Origin of the sequence: Elizabethkingia occulta, assembly GCF_002023715.1 — a bacterium.
Taxonomy (GTDB): Bacteria; Bacteroidota; Bacteroidia; order Flavobacteriales; family Weeksellaceae; genus Elizabethkingia; species Elizabethkingia occulta.
In genome coordinates this window covers 30,839-47,413 of the sequence record NZ_MAHX01000007.1, presented here as the reverse complement: position 1 = coordinate 47,413, position 16,575 = coordinate 30,839, and the positions used below count along the sequence as shown (strand labels likewise).

Sequence of the window (16,575 nt, the reverse complement as noted above, 5' to 3'; positions counted from 1 at the left end):
TTACAATACTCAGTACAGATCTTCCATTTTTATTACTTTTAGTTAAATATATATGGATGAAAAATTACCTGATCATTTTTGTACTACTAAGTTCTTTTGTTTTTGCACAAAAAGTACCGCAGGATTTATCTGATTTCCGAAAGATTTTCGACCAGCAACTCAAAACATGGAAAGCCTCTATTCCGGGGTTTTCTGTTCAAAATTTCAAAGCACATAATAATTTCGGATTTGATAATATTTCTCAGGAAGATCAGCCTGTCAGAGAATTTACTGCATTCGTAAAAAACTATAAGAACCTGCTGATTTTCTCTCCGGATAAAAAACATTTTATCGATTTGTACAGTTCCTCTGTCTATTATGATGAAAAGAAAAAGAAATATATAGCAGCATACGACATAGACTCGCAGGTAGACCTTGGGGATATGCAAAATCACAAAAGTTCCCGGATCTACTTTATGGGATCCTCGGCATGGATAGAGGATGCTGTATGGATAGACAACGATCGTTTTATTCTCGCAGGTATCCATTCGGACGAGCAATCACAACGTATTCCATATATTATAATAGGGAGTATAAAGGACAAATCTCTTCAGGCTTATCATTGTACAGGTAAGGCTTGTATACAGACTATAGGATATAAAGCTGCAAATATTGGAAAAATAAAAATTGAAGACGACTAATCTCATTCCTCAAAAACCATATAATTTCCTTATTTTTGCTCGGAAATAAATTTAATTATGACTAAGAGTATTGATGAATTAAGCAACATCGCTACACAAATCCGCCGAGATATTGTACGTATGGTTCATGCTGTAAACAGTGGTCACCCTGGAGGTTCTTTAGGTTGTACTGAGTTTTTTACTGCATTATACGGTAAAGTGATGAACTACAAGTTACCATTTACTATGGAAGGGAAAGGAGAAGATCTTTTCTTTTTGTCCAACGGACATATTTCTCCTGTATATTATAGTACACTAGCAAGATTCGACTTCTTCCCTGTTGAAGAGCTGAATACTTTCAGAAAATTAAATTCAAGATTACAGGGCCACCCTACAACTCATGAAGGTTTACCTGGTATCAGAATCGCTTCCGGTTCATTAGGACAGGGACTTTCTGTAGCTATCGGTGCTGCACAGGGTAAGAAATTAGATGGTGATAAAGCTCTTGTTTATACATTACACGGAGATGGTGAGCTTCAGGAAGGACAGGTATGGGAAGCTTTCATGTATGCTGCTGCTAAGAAAGTAGATAATATTATTGCTACAATAGATTATAACGGAAGACAAATTGATGGTGATACAGATGATGTATTAAGCCTTGGTAATCTTCACGCTAAGTTAGAAGCTTTCGGATGGGAAGTTCTGGAAGAGAAAAACGGTAACAACCTGGAGTCAGTAATCGGAATCCTGGGCAGAGCAAAAGAAGAAACAGGAAAAGGAAAACCTGTTGTTATTCTTTTACACACAGAAATGGGTGCCGGAGTAGACTATATGATGGGATCGCACGCATGGCATGGAAAAGCTCCTAATGATGAGCAACTAGCCAAAGCTTTGGATCAGTTACAATTAGACGAGGTAGCAGACTATTAATTCTTCAAAACAAAAAAATGAAATTCACCTATACAGAAAAAAAAGATACACGTTCAGGCTTTGGAGCAGGGCTTGCTGAACTTGCAGATAAAAACCCAAATGTAGTTGCTTTATGCGCTGACCTTATCGGCTCTCTGAAGATGGAAAAATTCATCGAGAAAGCTCCGGAAAGATTTTTCCAGATAGGTATTGCCGAGGCTAACATGATGGGTATTGCAGCTGGTTTAACAATTAACGGAAAAATTCCTTTTACCGGAACTTTCGCTAACTTCTCTACATCCAGAGTATATGATCAAATCCGTCAGTCTATTGCATACTCCGGAAAAAATGTAAAAATCTGTGCTTCGCATGCTGGTCTTACATTAGGAGAAGATGGTGCTACTCACCAGGTTTTAGAAGACATCGGGATGATGAAAATGTTACCAGGTATGGTAGTAATCAACCCATGTGACTACAACCAGACAAAGGCTGCAACTATTGCTATTGCTGATTATGAAGGTCCTGTATACCTTCGTTTCGGTAGACCAACTGTTCCGGTATTCATTCCGGAAGATATGCCTTTCGAAATTGGTAAAGGAATTCTTCTACAGGAAGGTAAAGATGTAACTATCGTAGCTACAGGTCACCTTGTATGGGAATCTCTTGTTGCTGCTGACGAATTAGAGAAAGAAGGTATTTCTTGTGAGGTAATCAATATTCACACAATTAAACCTTTAGATGAAGAAATCATCCTGAAGTCAGTAGAAAAAACAGGTAAACTTGTTACTGCTGAAGAGCACAACTACCTTGGAGGTTTAGGAGAGTCTGTTGCAGGTATGCTTGCAAGAAGAAGACCTACTCCACAAGAGTTTGTTGCTGTAAACGATAGCTTCGGAGAATCTGCAACACCTGCAGAACTAATGAAGAAATATAAAATTGATTCTGAAGCTGTAAAAGAAGCTGTAAAAAGAATTCTGAACAGATAATCAAAATCTTATAAATACTAAAAGGCCGGATATTTTCCGGCCTTTTTTGTGAAGCAGGATTAACTTATTCAACCTTGTCAAAGAAAGTATAACATCAAGCATTAACTTTGAAAAGATTTTTTGGTTAAACCAGTTATCACACTGCTTATAGTGCAGATTAATCTTCAACGTCAAATATTTCTTTAAACTTAATATTCTCCGAAGAGTTTCCTACACTTATACGAAATTCTCCTGGCTCTACAACCCACTCCATTTTATCATTAAGCAGCTGCATGTGTTCTTTGTTGAGAGTAAATTGTACTTCCTTTGTTTCTCCTGGCTCCAGAGTTACTCTCTCAAATCCTCTAAGATCCATTTCGTAGGTTGTAACTGAAGATACCAAATCCGAAAGGTACAATTGTACAACTTCATCTCCCTTTACTTTACCAGTATTGGTTACTTTTAGTTTCACATGCAATTCATCCCCGGCTTTTATTTTTTTTGAAGATAGAGAAAAGTCGGTAAACTCAAAATTGGTATAGCTAAGACCATAACCAAACGGATATAAAAATCCTGTAACTCTGCTGCTACCCGAGCCATTTGGCCCGGTACCGGGCTGCCCTGCCTGTGCCGCAGGCTTCGTTGGAAAATTCATTTCTAACTGACCAATCGATTTAGGGAAAGATATGGACAATTTTCCACCGGGATTGTTTTCACCAAACAAAGTTTCTGCAACTATTTTCCCGCTTTGCGGTCCCAGAAACCACGTTTCCAAAATGGTGGGCAGGTACTTGTTTTCCCAGTTTATAGTAAGAGGTCTTCCGTTCACAAGAACCAAAACTATAGGTTTCCCTGTTTTATATAATTGCTGTAGAAAGTAAGTCTGTTTTCCCGGAAGATTCAAGCTGCTTCGCGATCTGCTCTCACCAACTTCTCTTTCACTTTCCCCCATTACAGCTACTATAACATCTGATTTTTCCGCCATACTTATTGTTTTGGCTATTTCAGACTTTTCTTTTTCTGTAGGTTCAACAGGAATAATTTCTGTTTCTGGCCATCCTTCGTCAATAACGTCTACGCCTTTGGTATACGAAGTATTGATATGATGAAGTGAAGCATAATCCTCAATTCCCTTCCGAATTGTCATCACAGGATTATTAGATGGTCCGTAACGGCTCGTGGTGTAATTCACTCCATCTGCCAATGGACCCGTAATCAAAATATTTTTTATTTTTCCTGCATCAAAAGGTAATGTTTGCTTTTCATTTTTAAGTAAGACAACAGAACGACGGTTAACATCTACAGAAAGCGCCTCATCCTCATTTGTATGCACTTTACGATCGGCTTCTTTAGCAAAGCTCCGGATAGGCTCATCAAATAAGCCCAGTTTAAACTTTGTTTTTAGGACAGCCCTTACCCTTTCATTTAGTACTTCTTCTTTTATTTTCCCAGATTTCAGAGCATCCATAAGTGGTGTGATGTATTCTTTTGGCTGTGAAAAATTAGTCCGGACATCCAGTCCTGCTTCCAGTGCTTTCTGAATACCCTCTTCATAGTCTTTTGCTACATGGTGTTTACTATGTAAAAATTCCAATGCATCACTGTCTGATACTACATAACCATCGAATCCATATTCTTTGCGCAGCAGATCTGTTAAAAAATATTTGCTGCTAATTAATGGTACACCGTCATAATCGTTATAGCTCGCCATTACTCCCAACGGATGTTCTTTACGAATCACTTCTTTAAACGGATAGAGATACATTGTATGCATTTCTCTGGGCGCTACATGCGGGTCAGTTCTGGCAAGGCCATCTCTTCCGCCTTTGGGTACAGAATAAACAGCATAATGCTTGAGCGTAGAGGCCACTCCATTTTGCTGAATTCCCTTTACCATACGTTTTCCATATTCCCCTATCATAAACGGATCCTCGCCGTAAGTCTCTACAACCCTGCCCCAGCGCGGATCTCTTGAAATATCTAATATAGGAGCATATACATTTGTATATCCCAGATAATAAGCTTCTTTTCCTATAGTATTTCCGATTCTTCCGACCAGATCTTTATCCCATGTACTCCCGATATTAATAGGTGCGGGAAATGGCGTCGCTCTGTCATGAGTGAGACCGTGTATACCTTCGTTGGTAAAATCAACAGGAATTCCGAGTCTCGTTTCTTCTATAAACCATTTTTGGATATTATTGAGTGCCTCGGTATGGTTACTGTAAGGATAAGAATATTTTGTAACAGCGCTTTTGTGATAAGGAAGGCTGTTTAGCATTTCATCGATATTAGCAAGCCCATGCACCCAGATTTCATTTTTCCATTGAGGTGTTGGCTGCTCATCTTTTAAAATTCTTCCGTATCCGTAGAGGGTTACCGTCTGGTTGGCTTTTTCCTGCAGGGTCATTTGGGAAAGCAGGTTTTCAACTCTTTTATCGATAGGAGCTTTTCTGTCTTCAAAGATATCCTTCTTCCCGTTTTTGTTAAAGTCTATCCAGTCTTTATGATAAACTTTCAACTTTTGTGCTAAGCCTAAAAAGGACACTGCCAGCAAAGGTAGTGTCAATATGCTTTTATTGATATTCATGTTATTAGTTTTCACAAAGTTATACAAGTTTCCATAAAAAAATGATTTTACTTTCGTAAAATCATTTTTCATTCTCAACTACTATTCCTACTAGTTTCAATATAGGAAATAGTATATTTTCTAAGTATTCGTCTTCTATTTTTTGCGAGGATTTTGAATTGGAAAAGTAATTACTTACTCTGTAATTCTTTATAAATTGCTTTTTCTTTTTCCCGATTGCATAACAATAACCTCCACTTTCATCTTTTACAAAATAAGTCATTTCATCGAAATTCATAATCTTCCTGTTGATAATATTTTTTCGGTAAATACTCTTTTCAGATTTATAAAAAATGTATTTTACAGGAATTCTGAATATTAAGCCGAAGACAAAATAGACCATATAAAGTACCCATACTATAAGAGCTATAAGAAAATTATCCCGCGACATATAATCCATACAAAGATAGATAACAGGGGCAGCAACAATTCCAAGCACCAGCCACCATACTAAAGTGCGAAGAAAATTGTAATTGGGCATAAAGCTGATTTCGCTGCCATTTTCCCTAAACTGATATCTGTCGAATACATTCATTGTACTTACGCCTTACTTTTCATAATATCTTCTGTCTCATTAAGCAAGCGCTCAATAGCTCTTGTAGTCACTGCCTGACCAACAGTGAGTACTTTCTCTTTCCCATCCACTTGGAAATAAGCTGCCAATATGAGGTTAGTTGTAATAAGTCCCATATATTTGGTATGAATCACTTCGAAGGTTATAAAATCTGCAATAGGATAAGTCTTCTCAGGAATAAAGATTCCATGTTTTCCAGTAACCGTTAATTGGTCCATATCGATTATAAACTTTTTGATGAAAAAATTGATAATGATAAAAACTGCAACAGCTGCAATAGCAAGCCCTAGTATTGCTGAAACATTATAAGACATTACTGCTATTATAAAGAAAAGAAGAGCCACTATAAACATCAATACGGGTTGGTTTTTGAAAATATACCGATTACCTTCTTTTTTATAGAATTTATACATGATATTTTTATCTGTTTTTTTTAATAGATTATTAACCCCGGAACTATAAGAACTAATGCCGTAATCATTGGTAGTAAGTCTCCATAAGTAAAAATCCATTTTGTTTCTTCAGAAGGACCAATTTTCACCACGACAGTGATACAGAAGCCTATAATGATAAGTATAATGCCTAATATTTTCATCTTTTATTTATTATATGTGATTGATTTAATCCACAAAATAATTATACCGGCCGAGTACATTTTTAGCTTCTCTTTCCAGATCGTCCAGGTCACTCATCAACTGCTCATTATTTTCATTCATGCTGCGTTGTACAATTCGCATTTTCCCCAAAAAAGTATTTACAGCATTATTAAATGAATTGTAGCTAGCTTCTTTATTCTTTTCTGCAGACGGGATTTTATTTTCAAGATTTCGGTTGTACAATTTCTCTAATTGTTGGTATTGTTGTGCAAAAAGCTTTTTATAAGCAGCCTCGTCTTTAATATCATAAGAATCATCAATAATCTTTTGCGTAAGATCTAATATCTCTTTGGATTGGGTAATTTGTTGCTTAAGCGGATGATTCTTTAGCATTTCTACTTCTGCCTTGTCAGCTTTATCCTCTAGTTTTGTAAATAACTGACTGGCGGCATTTCGGTTCTCATCTATAATCTTGTCGGCCTTAGCTTTAATCTCAGCAATTTTTTTCCCTTTATCATCCTTCCAGTCTTCAGCATTTTTATAAGCTGATAATTCTTCCTGCAGTGCTTTTAGACCTTTAAATGTATTGATCATTTTATCCACTAAGTTCTGATATTCGCTTCCTAATACTTTTGGTGCTTTTATTTCTTCAAGAGCAATAAATGTAGCGGTAGGTGTAGATACTGGAGTGAAACGCATAGCATTAGGATTTTCCAAAGTATTTTTAACAAAATCATCCATGCTGGTTAAACCTTCTTCAAAGCTTTTTATATACTCTGTCTGTGCTTCATCCATTTTTACAATCTTATTATTGAAGGCAATAATATCCTGACTCTCATCTCCGGAATCAACACTAAACGGATTTGCCTTGGTGGTTTTATCCTGTTGTGATAGTTTTTCTTTTATCTTATTACAGGATATGACTGTACATGTCAGTAGAGAGAGGCCTATTACAATTATTATTCTTTTCATTCTTTATTATGTGATTTTATTGTTTATCAATTCTTCTAGCTCATTATACACTTCCTGCATTCTTTTTTTACCAAAAGATTGAGACATTGCAGGACGCTTTATTTTAGGTACATCTTTAAAGTTAGCATACAAATAACTGCCTATCGGAATGAAACCCATCATCACAAAGCTTTGTAATTCAAATCCTTCAAAATCTTTTAGATCATACTGATTCTTTCTCAAACCATGTTTTACAGTAATTATTTTGGCATAAGGATCTATATAAACCCTGGGTCCCCGAAAAGTGAGTAAGGTAGTAAGTAATAATGACAATACAAATATTACAATACCCGTTTTGAAGTAGCTGGTATTAACTATCAGAACAAGACCAATGAGCAGCCATGCCAATACTATTACATGCTGTAGCGAAGGATACTGTTTTACCAGATACCCCGTGCTATCTTTTTTCAAATGTTTATAGACCGACATATTTGTATGGTTATTTTAAATGCCAGAGTATTTTTGATTAGCCTACAAATGCAAATTTGTCTTCAAACATTTTTCCAATCAGTGGTAATGGTTTCTCAGCTTCATTTGCGGCATTAATAATTCCGATAATCATCAGAGCAAAATTTATAAGACCTATATAACCTAAAACATAGAGTCCTGTAATACTCATTATAATCTGAAGCGCTATACCCAATACTATTCCGAAAATAAAAAGTCCGAACGACTGGCGAAGGTGGTATTTCAGTAAACTGTTGGCATTATCTTTTCCCATAACAAAAGATACAATCCACCCGATAATAGTGATATACGAAATGACTGATAAAGTTTTGTTGTCCATAATAAAATTGATTAAAGGTTAAAAAATATATTGTTTTGTGTTTTACAGCTTGACTATGGCAAAATTGTACAATCGGAATAGTAAAATCAATTTTACAGTTACTACATAACAGCTACCACGAAAAAGTGTGCGACTACAGAATGACTACATCTTTCGTAATAAACTGAAAAACAATAAATTGAAAAATACATTTAGTGGTGATATAATTGGGTAGGCTGTGGATTTTTGTTACTTTTATTAAAATTATAACCAGACCGAAGACTTCTATAAAAATAATACAGAATCTGAACACATTATTAATAAAGCATTTGTTTAATGAAAGGGAAATTTTATCTGATATTATTATTCTGTATTCTTTTGTTCCATTCTGTAAAAGCAAAAAATATTTATACAGACAGCCTGATCAACCGATTAAAAACGGAACAGTTACCTGTTGCTGAAAAGCTAAAAGTTTATGAGCTTATTATTGAGAAATACAGAAGCGAACAGCAATATGATAAAGCATCCGATTATAACAAGAAATATCTAAAACTTGCCATAACATCGGATAACCTTTTGGCAATAACAAAAGCTCATGTTTTCCAGGGCATTATAATGTGTAATCTGGAAAAATATGATCAGGTACAGCTTTATATAGATTCCGCCGCTACAAGTGCTTCCAAAACTAATAATAAAATAGCACAAGCCTATGCCAGCTTTTTGCCTGCCTATTATTCTCATTCGCTTTATGAATATAAAAAATCTGTTGCATACATTCTGAAAAGCCTCTCTTTACTGGAAAAAGCAGAAAAAGATCCTATTCTTGAATTCAGGTTATATTACCTTTTATATGGTACCTATACAACCTGGAACGATCTGAAAAACAGCTTCAAATATGCTCGGAAAAGTATAGAACAGGCTGAAAAATCGGGTAATAAAAATCAGCTAAGCAATGCTTATACCGCACTGGCAACAGCCTATACCTATCAGTACGAAAAAACCAATAGCCCGGATGACCTGAATGCCATCATGAGTAATTCTGAAAAAGCAACTGCTTTGTATAAAGAATTTCCGGGGCAAGTATCGGATTACACTTATGCGATCGCCCGGAATAATACTGCCAGCTATCTGCTGAAATACTTTCCAAAATTAACAGATGATCTTCGCAAACAAATAGAATACAATATTGGTGAAGCACTAAATGCTTCGACGCATACAGCTAAACCACAATCTATACAGGCTGGAGGTTTTGGTATGCTCGCTAATCTTGCAACGCGGGATAATGATCTGAATAAAGCGGAACAGTATCTTTTGCAGGCAGAGACAATGTTACTTACACAGTCACCTGTTTATTATTATATTATGATACAGATTGTAAATGATCTGGCAGAATTATATGAGAAGAAGGGAGATCTGACAAAGGCTCTTGAATATCAGAAGAAAGTAACAAAATATAGTATAGATCAGTTTAATGAAGACGAAGCTGCCAATGTAAAAAGACTGGAAGCTCAATATCAGTATGATAAAAAAGAACAGGAAGTTTTGTCTCTCAAAAAGCAAAAACTTTTATACATTATTCTGGGATGCATTGGTTTAATTGGCGCCTTTTTTATGTTCCGATCTTACCACTTCCGACTCAAATACTCCCTTATAAGAGAAAAACAGCTCAATACAGAGAAAAATGAAGCTGAAATACAGATAAAACTGGAAAAAGAAGAGCAGGCAAGGCTAAAAGCTGAACAAGAGTTATTAACACTACAACAACAAAAGTTGCAAACCGAAGTTTTAGCGAATCACCTTCATCTTCAGCATAAAAATGAAGTGCTCCAACAATTACAAACCCGATTATCGGATACAGATATCAACATTAATCAGGTCGTAAAAGAAGTTAGCCGCGTAGACAAGGATTTTGAAAAAGCTAAATTCAGAATTCAGGAACTGCATCCGGATTTCTTCAGAAATATCAGTGAAAAGGCATTGCAAAAACTTACAGCACTGGACCTGAAGTATTGTTCCTATATTTATCTGGGTATGGGTACCAAACAGATTGCCCATCTGCTGAATGTGGAACCTAAAAGTGTAAGAATGGCAAAATACCGTTTGAAAAAGAAGTTTGGTCTGGATGAAGATACGGATCTTGATACTTTCTTTTCGGTTACTTTAGGAAGTACAGATCCGGATAATATTTAGTAAACATTTGATATAAGCTATCTTAATATAGCTTATATCGAAATTGAGAAAATCTCTGTTTAATTAATAGCTTTTTTAAAATAATAGTAATATTCGTATCCACCGTCAAAATTGCGGGTAAATGAGGTTGTGAGTTCCCAACCGTTTTCGCCCATAATATCCAGAGCTTGTGACGGACTGGTCGTTCTGGAAATATCTGCTCTGATATTATCACTAACATATTTACCGTTCACCCATGTTTTATCTTTATAATAATGCTGGAAAACAACTTCGGCATAAGCAAATCTCTGACCGGCAACTATATTACTACTCTTATTAAAAGACTTATAGGGCTTAACAACATCATTCTTAGCAAAAATGAACAAACCGCTGAAAACTGTAACAAATACAAAAAACTTTCTCATAGTATATACTTTGGATTTTAAATTGATCGAAAATATTAATATATTATCGGAAAACTATTTAAAAGATCTCCACTTCGGAATAAATACCAACAGACCAACCCCGATAAAAAAGAACATCATAAATACATCTGTATACAGGAATGTCATCAGATAATTCAGGTGAATGATAAAGTGGATCATAATAAGTACAGGGAACAAATAAACTGCAATTTTTCTGAAGTAGTAAATTCCTACTAACGACAAAATAGCCAGAGCATCCAGACTAAACAGCAATGTAATATACCATTGTGGTATCTGCATCTGCTCTTTCATCCCTACTGTCATGTAGTCTACATTGAGATTATTAATCAATAACAACAATAAAACACCCAATATTAAATAAAAAGGGGTTCCACGTTTTGGCTCATGCTCGTTTTCGAAATAGTCCTGTTCTTCCATAAAAAATAATAATAAAAAAGCTTTTGAAAATTCAAAAGCTTTTGTACTGTAAATTTATTAAATAAAGTTTTAAATAATTGCCTGAATAAGACGATTTTTATCACTTAAGTATTCTTCCATAGAAATCATACTCTCTGTACGCATAACATCTGCAATATCATCGATCTGATAAATAATACGCTTAGCGTCATCTGTGTTTTTAGCTCTTATTTTAATAAAAATGTTATATTTTCCGGAAATAACACTAGCCTCTACTACATTAGGGATTTTTGCTAATTCCTTTAATACCTCCTGCGTTCTGTTAGACTTTGTAAGTAGGATACCGATAAACGCAGTAAAATGGTAATCCAATTTCCCATAGTCTATATTCAGAGAAGACCCCAGGATAATTCCTGCATCTTCCATCTTCTTAACTCTTACGTGAATAGTCCCCGCAGAAACATCCATTAATTTTGCAATTTCTGTAAAAGGCATTCTCGTATTTGCAACTAAATAGCCAAGAATCTTATTGTCTATTTCGTCCAATTGATAGTTCATAATTTTTATTTTAATTTAAAAAAAAATATTATTCTTTATTTATAATGCAAATTTAAGAAAATATACTTTAAACAAAAAACTTTAACGATTTTTAATATATATGCACTATAAAAAATCAATTACGATAAAAACAACAAAATAGATGCGTTACTTTCTTATAGAATCCTGAACGGCTTTGGTGTCAGTTTTATTTTTCTTCTTCTCTTTATTTTTCTTTTTTCCAAATAGTTCACTGAACTTATTAAAACTTCTGGTATAAGCTACACCAGCTCCATAACTCTGATTATCACTGGCATTAGATCCCACCACAAGTCCGATATTGGCTGGTTTGGAATAAGCATGAAGAACAAGACTTCCGTCATTTGCCTTTGAAACATCATACTCTATAGAACCTTCACCCGAGAGGTAATTGTTCTGTACATCTGCAGTACGGGTGATCGGAATACCGATACCTGTTTTAATTTTCACACGCGGAGAAAGAGTAAGATTAACACTTGTATTAGCCCGGTCTCCTGTATTGGACGCCTGATCTCCTTTAATATAATCCATATCGATCTGGAAATCGTTACTAATGGCATTAAATACTGATGCCAGATTTTTGAACAGCATACTGTATCCTGTAGATACTGCTGCGTTCCCAATTGTAACTCCATCTAACGAGGAGGTTACGTTGAAACTGTTCATAATAAGTACAGAACCGATCTGTTTAATCTTCTCGTCTTCTGTATTCAGTTTAGAAGCCAAAGCTTCACGAATCTGACTGGAGGCATCCGGTAATATAATATCCATTGCAATAGCACCTTGCCTGTTCAGCTCTTGCATTTTGTTTTTAATCTTAATCTGCAATTCAACATTCGTAGGCTGAAGCTTCCCTACAGTAAGGTATTCTCCTAGATTTGTAACAACTCTGTAATAATTTGCTACAATATTCAGATCCGGATTCATTACATTTCCGTCCCACGAAATACTACTTCCTTTCTGAATCTGGAAGGTTCTTTCCAGAATTGCTTTTGAAACAAAGGTTCCGTTGTCTACAGCATAAACCCCATTCATGGACATCATTCCGGTACGGTTCATATTAAACCTAAGGTTATTGGCCATACCTCTTACACTGATATTTCCTACATTATCCCCTACTAATACATTTACTGTGGAGTTTTTATCCACATCAAGGATTAAACCAATGTTCATATTGGCTCCTGAGTTTACTTTTTGCTCTATCGAAACCTCTCCTGTCTTTTCGTCTACTTTAAGGAATCTCAGCATTTTAAATTCTTCAACCGAAGAAGCGGTACTTGTATTTAGCGTAAATTCACTACCACCAAGAACAGCAGCCTTGGCATCTAAGTTCAGTTTTGAAGAGGATCCTGATATGTTGATAATCCCTTTTGCTGTTACACGTCCCCAGAAAGTATCGAAATCTTTTTGCGAGGTATTCAGTAATAATAGATCGTCTGCCTGTATAATAAGGTTGATCCCAAGCGCTGAGATTTTCTCAAAATTAATTGCTCCTGCTATAGTTCCCGAGGAATTAGCTCTTCCATCATTTACTTTAAGTCCGTCTAGTACGACCAAACCTTTGGAAACCGGAATTACCGCATCGGCAAAGTTGTAATCTACACCTGTAAAGATAAATTTGAATCCAAGTCCGGTCATTGCAATATCTCCGGAATAATCGATATTATTCAACGGACCTGAGATTTTCACTTCACCATTAGCTTTACCTCTGAGGTTAGAAAAAAGACTCTTTACAAATTCTCCGGCGAATGCAATATTAAAATCTTTTAACGATGTTGTAAGATCTAATGTTGGCGAAGGAGTATTGTTATTTATTGTTCCGTGAAGGGCAAGATTATTCTCTCCTATTATTCCGGAATCCGATGCAATATGGGCATCTATATCATAAACATTTACTGCACTGCTGTTTTTAGCATTCAGTACAAGATTACCAACATCCTGACCGCTCATTTTAATGGCTTCAACCTTAATATCAACAATAGGCTGAAGATCATTTTTATTCATTTTTATTTTAGCCGAACCATTGGCAATACCACGGATATCCATACTATTTTCTCCCGGCAGGAATGCCAGAACTTTAGCTAATTGTAGATTATTCAGTTTTATTTCGGTATCAAAATCCTTTCCGCCTTTAAACATTCCGTTAATCAGAATACTACTTTCTTCTGAAAACAATCTAAGGTTACTCACCATAAAATCTCCTTGCTTCTTTCGGTATACAATGGAATGGTTGAGCTCTGCAGATGTGTCTACACTCCAGGTATCATTATTCAGTTTTACAGATGTTGGCTCAAAACGTACAGCAATATCTCCGTTAGGGTTGGTTACCTGATTCAGGTTGACTGCATATTGTTTAAGTTTTCCGGATGCATCCTGCGATTCATTTCCAACTTTAAATGTGGAAGCGATATGCAGAATCTTGTCATCTTCATTAGTCCCTTTCAGTACAACATCCCTTACAATATTCTTATCGTATTTTATTTTCTGAATATTTGCCAGAATCTGCTCCTGGTGGAGTGCTGTATTAATTTTCAAATGGATACTTTCTACAACAGCGCTATCTGTAACAACAGCTTTTTCTTCTATTTTATACTGAGGATTGAGTCTTGCCAATGCTCTGTCGGCTTCCCTAATCTCTTCTTTCTTAGTCATTACATACTTCAGGCTTGGTACATCCGCATCCAAATTAAGATCATTGGTATCACCTGTATAAGCTCCTTTAATATGAGCTCCGGAAGGTATATATACGTCTGGTAAGAAGTAGCTGATAAGCTTTTGCTGTACATCGAATTCCAGATCAAAATTTTGTCCTTTGTATATTTTTTTCGGCAGATAGCCTACCAATACATTTCCAAGACCACTTTGCGCCATACCGGCCAAATCTCCGAGATTAAAATGCCCTACTACTTTACCTTTTGCTGCACCTGGTGCATCAACATCAATAATTCGGTTTCCATTTTCAAAAAAGGCCTTGACATTGGCATTTGGTATTTCAAATTTCTGATCGGATGAAGTAAATTTGAGATTTTCCAGACTGGCATCCAGATTAAGGTCATTGATATCCGTCATCGAAATTTTACCGTCAAAAATGCCACTTACACTGGCGTTATTATTGGCATTATTACCAAAATAGTTCAGATTGAGGTACTCTATTTCACTTTTTACATCTGCCTGTATTCTTTTGGTACTAAAGTCAATGAGTCCTTTTACATTCCCTTTAATCTGATCATCGTTGATAACGATAAGCCCATCATATTTTCGCTGGGCTAGATTGCCATCTAAAGAAAGATTGTGTACATCTTTCCCCATAATCTGAATGCGCTGTATATTGGATTTTGTTTGTAATGAAAGTGTATTGACATCAAATCCCTGTCCGTTTACATTTATATTTCCTGTAATAAGTCCTACGTCCTTATTTTTGGTGAATGCAGTAACATTAAGGTCTTTTACAAAAATATCACCTACATATTTTGGATCTTTTGAGCTATAATCCGATAGGGTTACACTTTTTATTTCAGCTTGTCCTATTCCCGTGACCAGATTACCGCTGGCAATAACACGGTGCGGGTCTACATCTGCTTTACCATTGAACTTTATATTCTGGAAAACATCCGCAAAATTTCCCATCTTGCCGGAAATAAATTTCGGCAGCATAGCACGCAGATCAGGATATGTGAAATCTGCGGACATCTGATCTGTGGTAATATGATATTTACCTTTTAGTAGATCTTTCACCTGCATTTTGGATGTCTGAACTTTTACATCTTTCCCACGTACTAAAAAGTTATTCAGCGTAAATTTGTTCAGAGGACCATCCATTTTACCGGAAATATTAATCGGAATGTAATTATCCCATCTGTCTACAAAATAACTGATGTCATAACCACTTACCTGACTCCCCTGCTTCAGGGTCATATCCCAGAAAACTTTATTAGTAAAATCTGCAAAATGAGTTTTCTTATCCAGTTTCAGAACCAGATCTCCCATCAATAATGAATGATCTGTATTTAGTGTAAGATCTTTAAATGTTAGCTTTTCTTTGGTCAGAGAGAAATCTGTAGAGAAAGTTTCCACAAAGTGTTTCTTTCCCCAACGAGCCGTCTGAAAGGTCATATTATTAATTCGTGCACTTACCTCAGGACCTTTAACTTTTAGTAAAGGAGCTGTAAGATTAAAATGATCTGCCGTTAGCCATTTTGCTTCTTCACCAGTATGATTCTGATTGACAATAGATATTTTACTATCCAGAATCTGCACTCTGGAACGCAACTGGAATATTGGTTTATTAGGGTTTCGGGGCTTGCCATCATCAAATTTGCTGATAAAGCGATTAAAATTGTCTATGGAATCACCTTTATAAGTAATCACTTTTACATCTGCATTTTTTAAAACCATGGACTTAAAAGCCAAAGTATTTGTTTTTCCAATATCTAGTAAAGAAAACCAGTCGGAACTCGCACGGTATTCTTTTGCTTTTATAAAGGGAAAACCTTTGTGGTCTTTTATTTCTAATCCTTCGATGGTAACATCTCCGAAAATATTAAGCTCTACATTTTTTTTAGAAATTTCGATTCCGAAATCTTTGTTCAGGGAACCTAGAGCTTTGGTTGCTGCCCAGTCTTTGGTAGCTGGTAAGCTTACAACAATAAAAAACAAACCAACTATACCCAATCCTATGTAAAAAAGGTACAATAATAATTTGGCCCACCAGCTGTAATGTGAAGCATCTTCTATAGCCTGTTTTGCAACATCCTCGGCAAAATGTTCTGCTTCATCTACCGCTTTAGAAACCGTATCTATGGTTTTATCTACAGCTTTTCCGATCTGCTTTTCAATCGGTTTTTCGTTATTGTCCTTATTATTCTCTAAATTTGCCATC

The 16,575-nt window shown here is 35.8% G+C and carries 15 protein-coding genes; 4 read left to right on the top strand and 11 right to left on the bottom strand.

Going from position 1 to position 16,575, the window contains the following annotated elements; translation table 11 throughout:
• Positions 1-56: 56 nt before the first annotated feature.
• The 3 genes from BAZ10_RS04955 to BAZ10_RS04945 are packed head-to-tail and all read left to right on the top strand — an operon-like array spanning position 57 to position 2,554.
• A complete protein-coding gene (locus tag BAZ10_RS04955; RefSeq protein ID WP_078771119.1) occupies positions 57-680 on the top strand; it encodes a hypothetical protein in 624 nt (207 codons plus the stop codon).
• Between the two features lie 57 nt (positions 681-737).
• Positions 738-1,589 carry a transketolase gene (locus BAZ10_RS04950; protein ID WP_059323024.1) on the top strand — a complete coding sequence of 284 codons (852 nt, stop codon included), beginning with the start codon at positions 738-740 and terminating at the stop codon, positions 1,587-1,589.
• A 17-nt stretch (positions 1,590-1,606) separates the two neighbouring features.
• Complete coding sequence (locus BAZ10_RS04945; protein WP_078402679.1) at positions 1,607-2,554, top strand: transketolase family protein; 948 nt, start codon at positions 1,607-1,609, stop codon at positions 2,552-2,554.
• A 157-nt stretch (positions 2,555-2,711) separates the two neighbouring features.
• Here the strand turns inward: BAZ10_RS04945 and BAZ10_RS04940 are convergent, their stop codons facing one another.
• The 7 genes from BAZ10_RS04940 to BAZ10_RS04915 all read right to left on the bottom strand — a co-directional run bounded on the left by BAZ10_RS04940 (position 2,712) and on the right by BAZ10_RS04915 (position 8,130).
• On the bottom strand, positions 2,712-5,123 hold the full coding sequence (locus BAZ10_RS04940; RefSeq protein WP_245803758.1) for a glycoside hydrolase family 3 N-terminal domain-containing protein: 2,412 nt from the start codon (positions 5,121-5,123) through the stop codon (positions 2,712-2,714).
• Positions 5,124-5,184: 61 nt separating this feature from the next.
• Positions 5,185-5,697: a hypothetical protein gene (locus tag BAZ10_RS04935; protein WP_245803757.1), complete on the bottom strand. Its 513-nt coding sequence runs from the start codon at positions 5,695-5,697 to the stop codon at positions 5,185-5,187.
• 5 nt (positions 5,698-5,702) lie between these two features.
• Positions 5,703-6,149 (bottom strand): hypothetical protein, encoded by a 447-nt coding sequence (locus BAZ10_RS04930; protein ID WP_078771288.1) that lies wholly within the window; start codon positions 6,147-6,149, stop codon positions 5,703-5,705.
• Positions 6,150-6,169: 20 nt separating this feature from the next.
• Positions 6,170-6,331 carry a hypothetical protein gene (locus tag BAZ10_RS19000; RefSeq protein WP_165689683.1) on the bottom strand — a complete coding sequence of 54 codons (162 nt, stop codon included), beginning with the start codon at positions 6,329-6,331 and terminating at the stop codon, positions 6,170-6,172.
• Positions 6,332-6,356: 25 nt separating this feature from the next.
• On the bottom strand, positions 6,357-7,304 hold the full coding sequence (locus tag BAZ10_RS04925) for a DUF3829 domain-containing protein (protein ID WP_078771117.1): 948 nt from the start codon (positions 7,302-7,304) through the stop codon (positions 6,357-6,359).
• A gap of 6 nt (positions 7,305-7,310) precedes the next feature.
• Positions 7,311-7,772: a hypothetical protein gene (locus BAZ10_RS04920; RefSeq protein ID WP_078771116.1), complete on the bottom strand. Its 462-nt coding sequence runs from the start codon at positions 7,770-7,772 to the stop codon at positions 7,311-7,313.
• Between the two features lie 37 nt (positions 7,773-7,809).
• Entirely contained in the window at positions 7,810-8,130 is a 321-nt protein-coding gene (locus tag BAZ10_RS04915) for an import component protein (RefSeq protein ID WP_078771115.1), read from the bottom strand.
• A 315-nt stretch (positions 8,131-8,445) separates the two neighbouring features.
• Here BAZ10_RS04915 and BAZ10_RS04910 point away from each other — a divergent pair, with 315 nt between their 5' ends.
• Positions 8,446-10,299 carry a helix-turn-helix transcriptional regulator gene (locus BAZ10_RS04910; protein WP_078771114.1) on the top strand — a complete coding sequence of 618 codons (1,854 nt, stop codon included), beginning with the start codon at positions 8,446-8,448 and terminating at the stop codon, positions 10,297-10,299.
• 59 nt (positions 10,300-10,358) lie between these two features.
• Here the strand turns inward: BAZ10_RS04910 and BAZ10_RS04905 are convergent, their stop codons facing one another.
• From BAZ10_RS04905 to BAZ10_RS04890, 4 genes are all read right to left on the bottom strand, one after another.
• A complete protein-coding gene (locus tag BAZ10_RS04905) occupies positions 10,359-10,703 on the bottom strand; it encodes a hypothetical protein (RefSeq protein WP_078771113.1) in 345 nt (114 codons plus the stop codon).
• A gap of 54 nt (positions 10,704-10,757) precedes the next feature.
• The gene (locus tag BAZ10_RS04900; RefSeq protein ID WP_034866291.1) at positions 10,758-11,141 is read right to left on the bottom strand and encodes a hypothetical protein; all 384 of its coding nucleotides are present in this window, start codon (positions 11,139-11,141) and stop codon (positions 10,758-10,760) included.
• Positions 11,142-11,210: 69 nt separating this feature from the next.
• On the bottom strand, positions 11,211-11,678 hold the full coding sequence (locus tag BAZ10_RS04895) for an Lrp/AsnC family transcriptional regulator (RefSeq protein WP_009089420.1): 468 nt from the start codon (positions 11,676-11,678) through the stop codon (positions 11,211-11,213).
• A gap of 147 nt (positions 11,679-11,825) precedes the next feature.
• Positions 11,826-16,574, bottom strand: a complete 4,749-nt coding sequence (locus BAZ10_RS04890; RefSeq protein ID WP_078771112.1) for a translocation/assembly module TamB domain-containing protein — start codon at positions 16,572-16,574, stop codon at positions 11,826-11,828.
• Between the last annotated feature and the right edge of the window lies 1 nt (position 16,575).

What these genes read in the sequence shown, in the direction of transcription:
- BAZ10_RS04955 (WP_078771119.1), top strand. Translation starts at nt 57, where the DNA reads ATGAAAAATTACCTGATCATTTTTGTACTACTAAGTTCTTTTGTTTTT.
- BAZ10_RS04950 (WP_059323024.1), top strand. Translation starts at nt 738, where the DNA reads ATGACTAAGAGTATTGATGAATTAAGCAACATCGCTACACAAATCCGC.
- BAZ10_RS04945 (WP_078402679.1), top strand. Translation starts at nt 1,607, where the DNA reads ATGAAATTCACCTATACAGAAAAAAAAGATACACGTTCAGGCTTTGGA.
- BAZ10_RS04940 (WP_245803758.1), bottom strand. Translation starts at nt 5,123, where the DNA reads ATGAATATCAATAAAAGCATATTGACACTACCTTTGCTGGCAGTGTCC.
- BAZ10_RS04935 (WP_245803757.1), bottom strand. Translation starts at nt 5,697, where the DNA reads ATGAATGTATTCGACAGATATCAGTTTAGGGAAAATGGCAGCGAAATC.
- BAZ10_RS04930 (WP_078771288.1), bottom strand. Translation starts at nt 6,149, where the DNA reads ATGTATAAATTCTATAAAAAAGAAGGTAATCGGTATATTTTCAAAAAC.
- BAZ10_RS19000 (WP_165689683.1), bottom strand. Translation starts at nt 6,331, where the DNA reads ATGAAAATATTAGGCATTATACTTATCATTATAGGCTTCTGTATCACT.
- BAZ10_RS04925 (WP_078771117.1), bottom strand. Translation starts at nt 7,304, where the DNA reads ATGAAAAGAATAATAATTGTAATAGGCCTCTCTCTACTGACATGTACA.
- BAZ10_RS04920 (WP_078771116.1), bottom strand. Translation starts at nt 7,772, where the DNA reads ATGTCGGTCTATAAACATTTGAAAAAAGATAGCACGGGGTATCTGGTA.
- BAZ10_RS04915 (WP_078771115.1), bottom strand. Translation starts at nt 8,130, where the DNA reads ATGGACAACAAAACTTTATCAGTCATTTCGTATATCACTATTATCGGG.
- BAZ10_RS04910 (WP_078771114.1), top strand. Translation starts at nt 8,446, where the DNA reads ATGAAAGGGAAATTTTATCTGATATTATTATTCTGTATTCTTTTGTTC.
- BAZ10_RS04905 (WP_078771113.1), bottom strand. Translation starts at nt 10,703, where the DNA reads ATGAGAAAGTTTTTTGTATTTGTTACAGTTTTCAGCGGTTTGTTCATT.
- BAZ10_RS04900 (WP_034866291.1), bottom strand. Translation starts at nt 11,141, where the DNA reads ATGGAAGAACAGGACTATTTCGAAAACGAGCATGAGCCAAAACGTGGA.
- BAZ10_RS04895 (WP_009089420.1), bottom strand. Translation starts at nt 11,678, where the DNA reads ATGAACTATCAATTGGACGAAATAGACAATAAGATTCTTGGCTATTTA.
- BAZ10_RS04890 (WP_078771112.1), bottom strand. Translation starts at nt 16,574, where the DNA reads ATGGCAAATTTAGAGAATAATAAGGACAATAACGAAAAACCGATTGAA.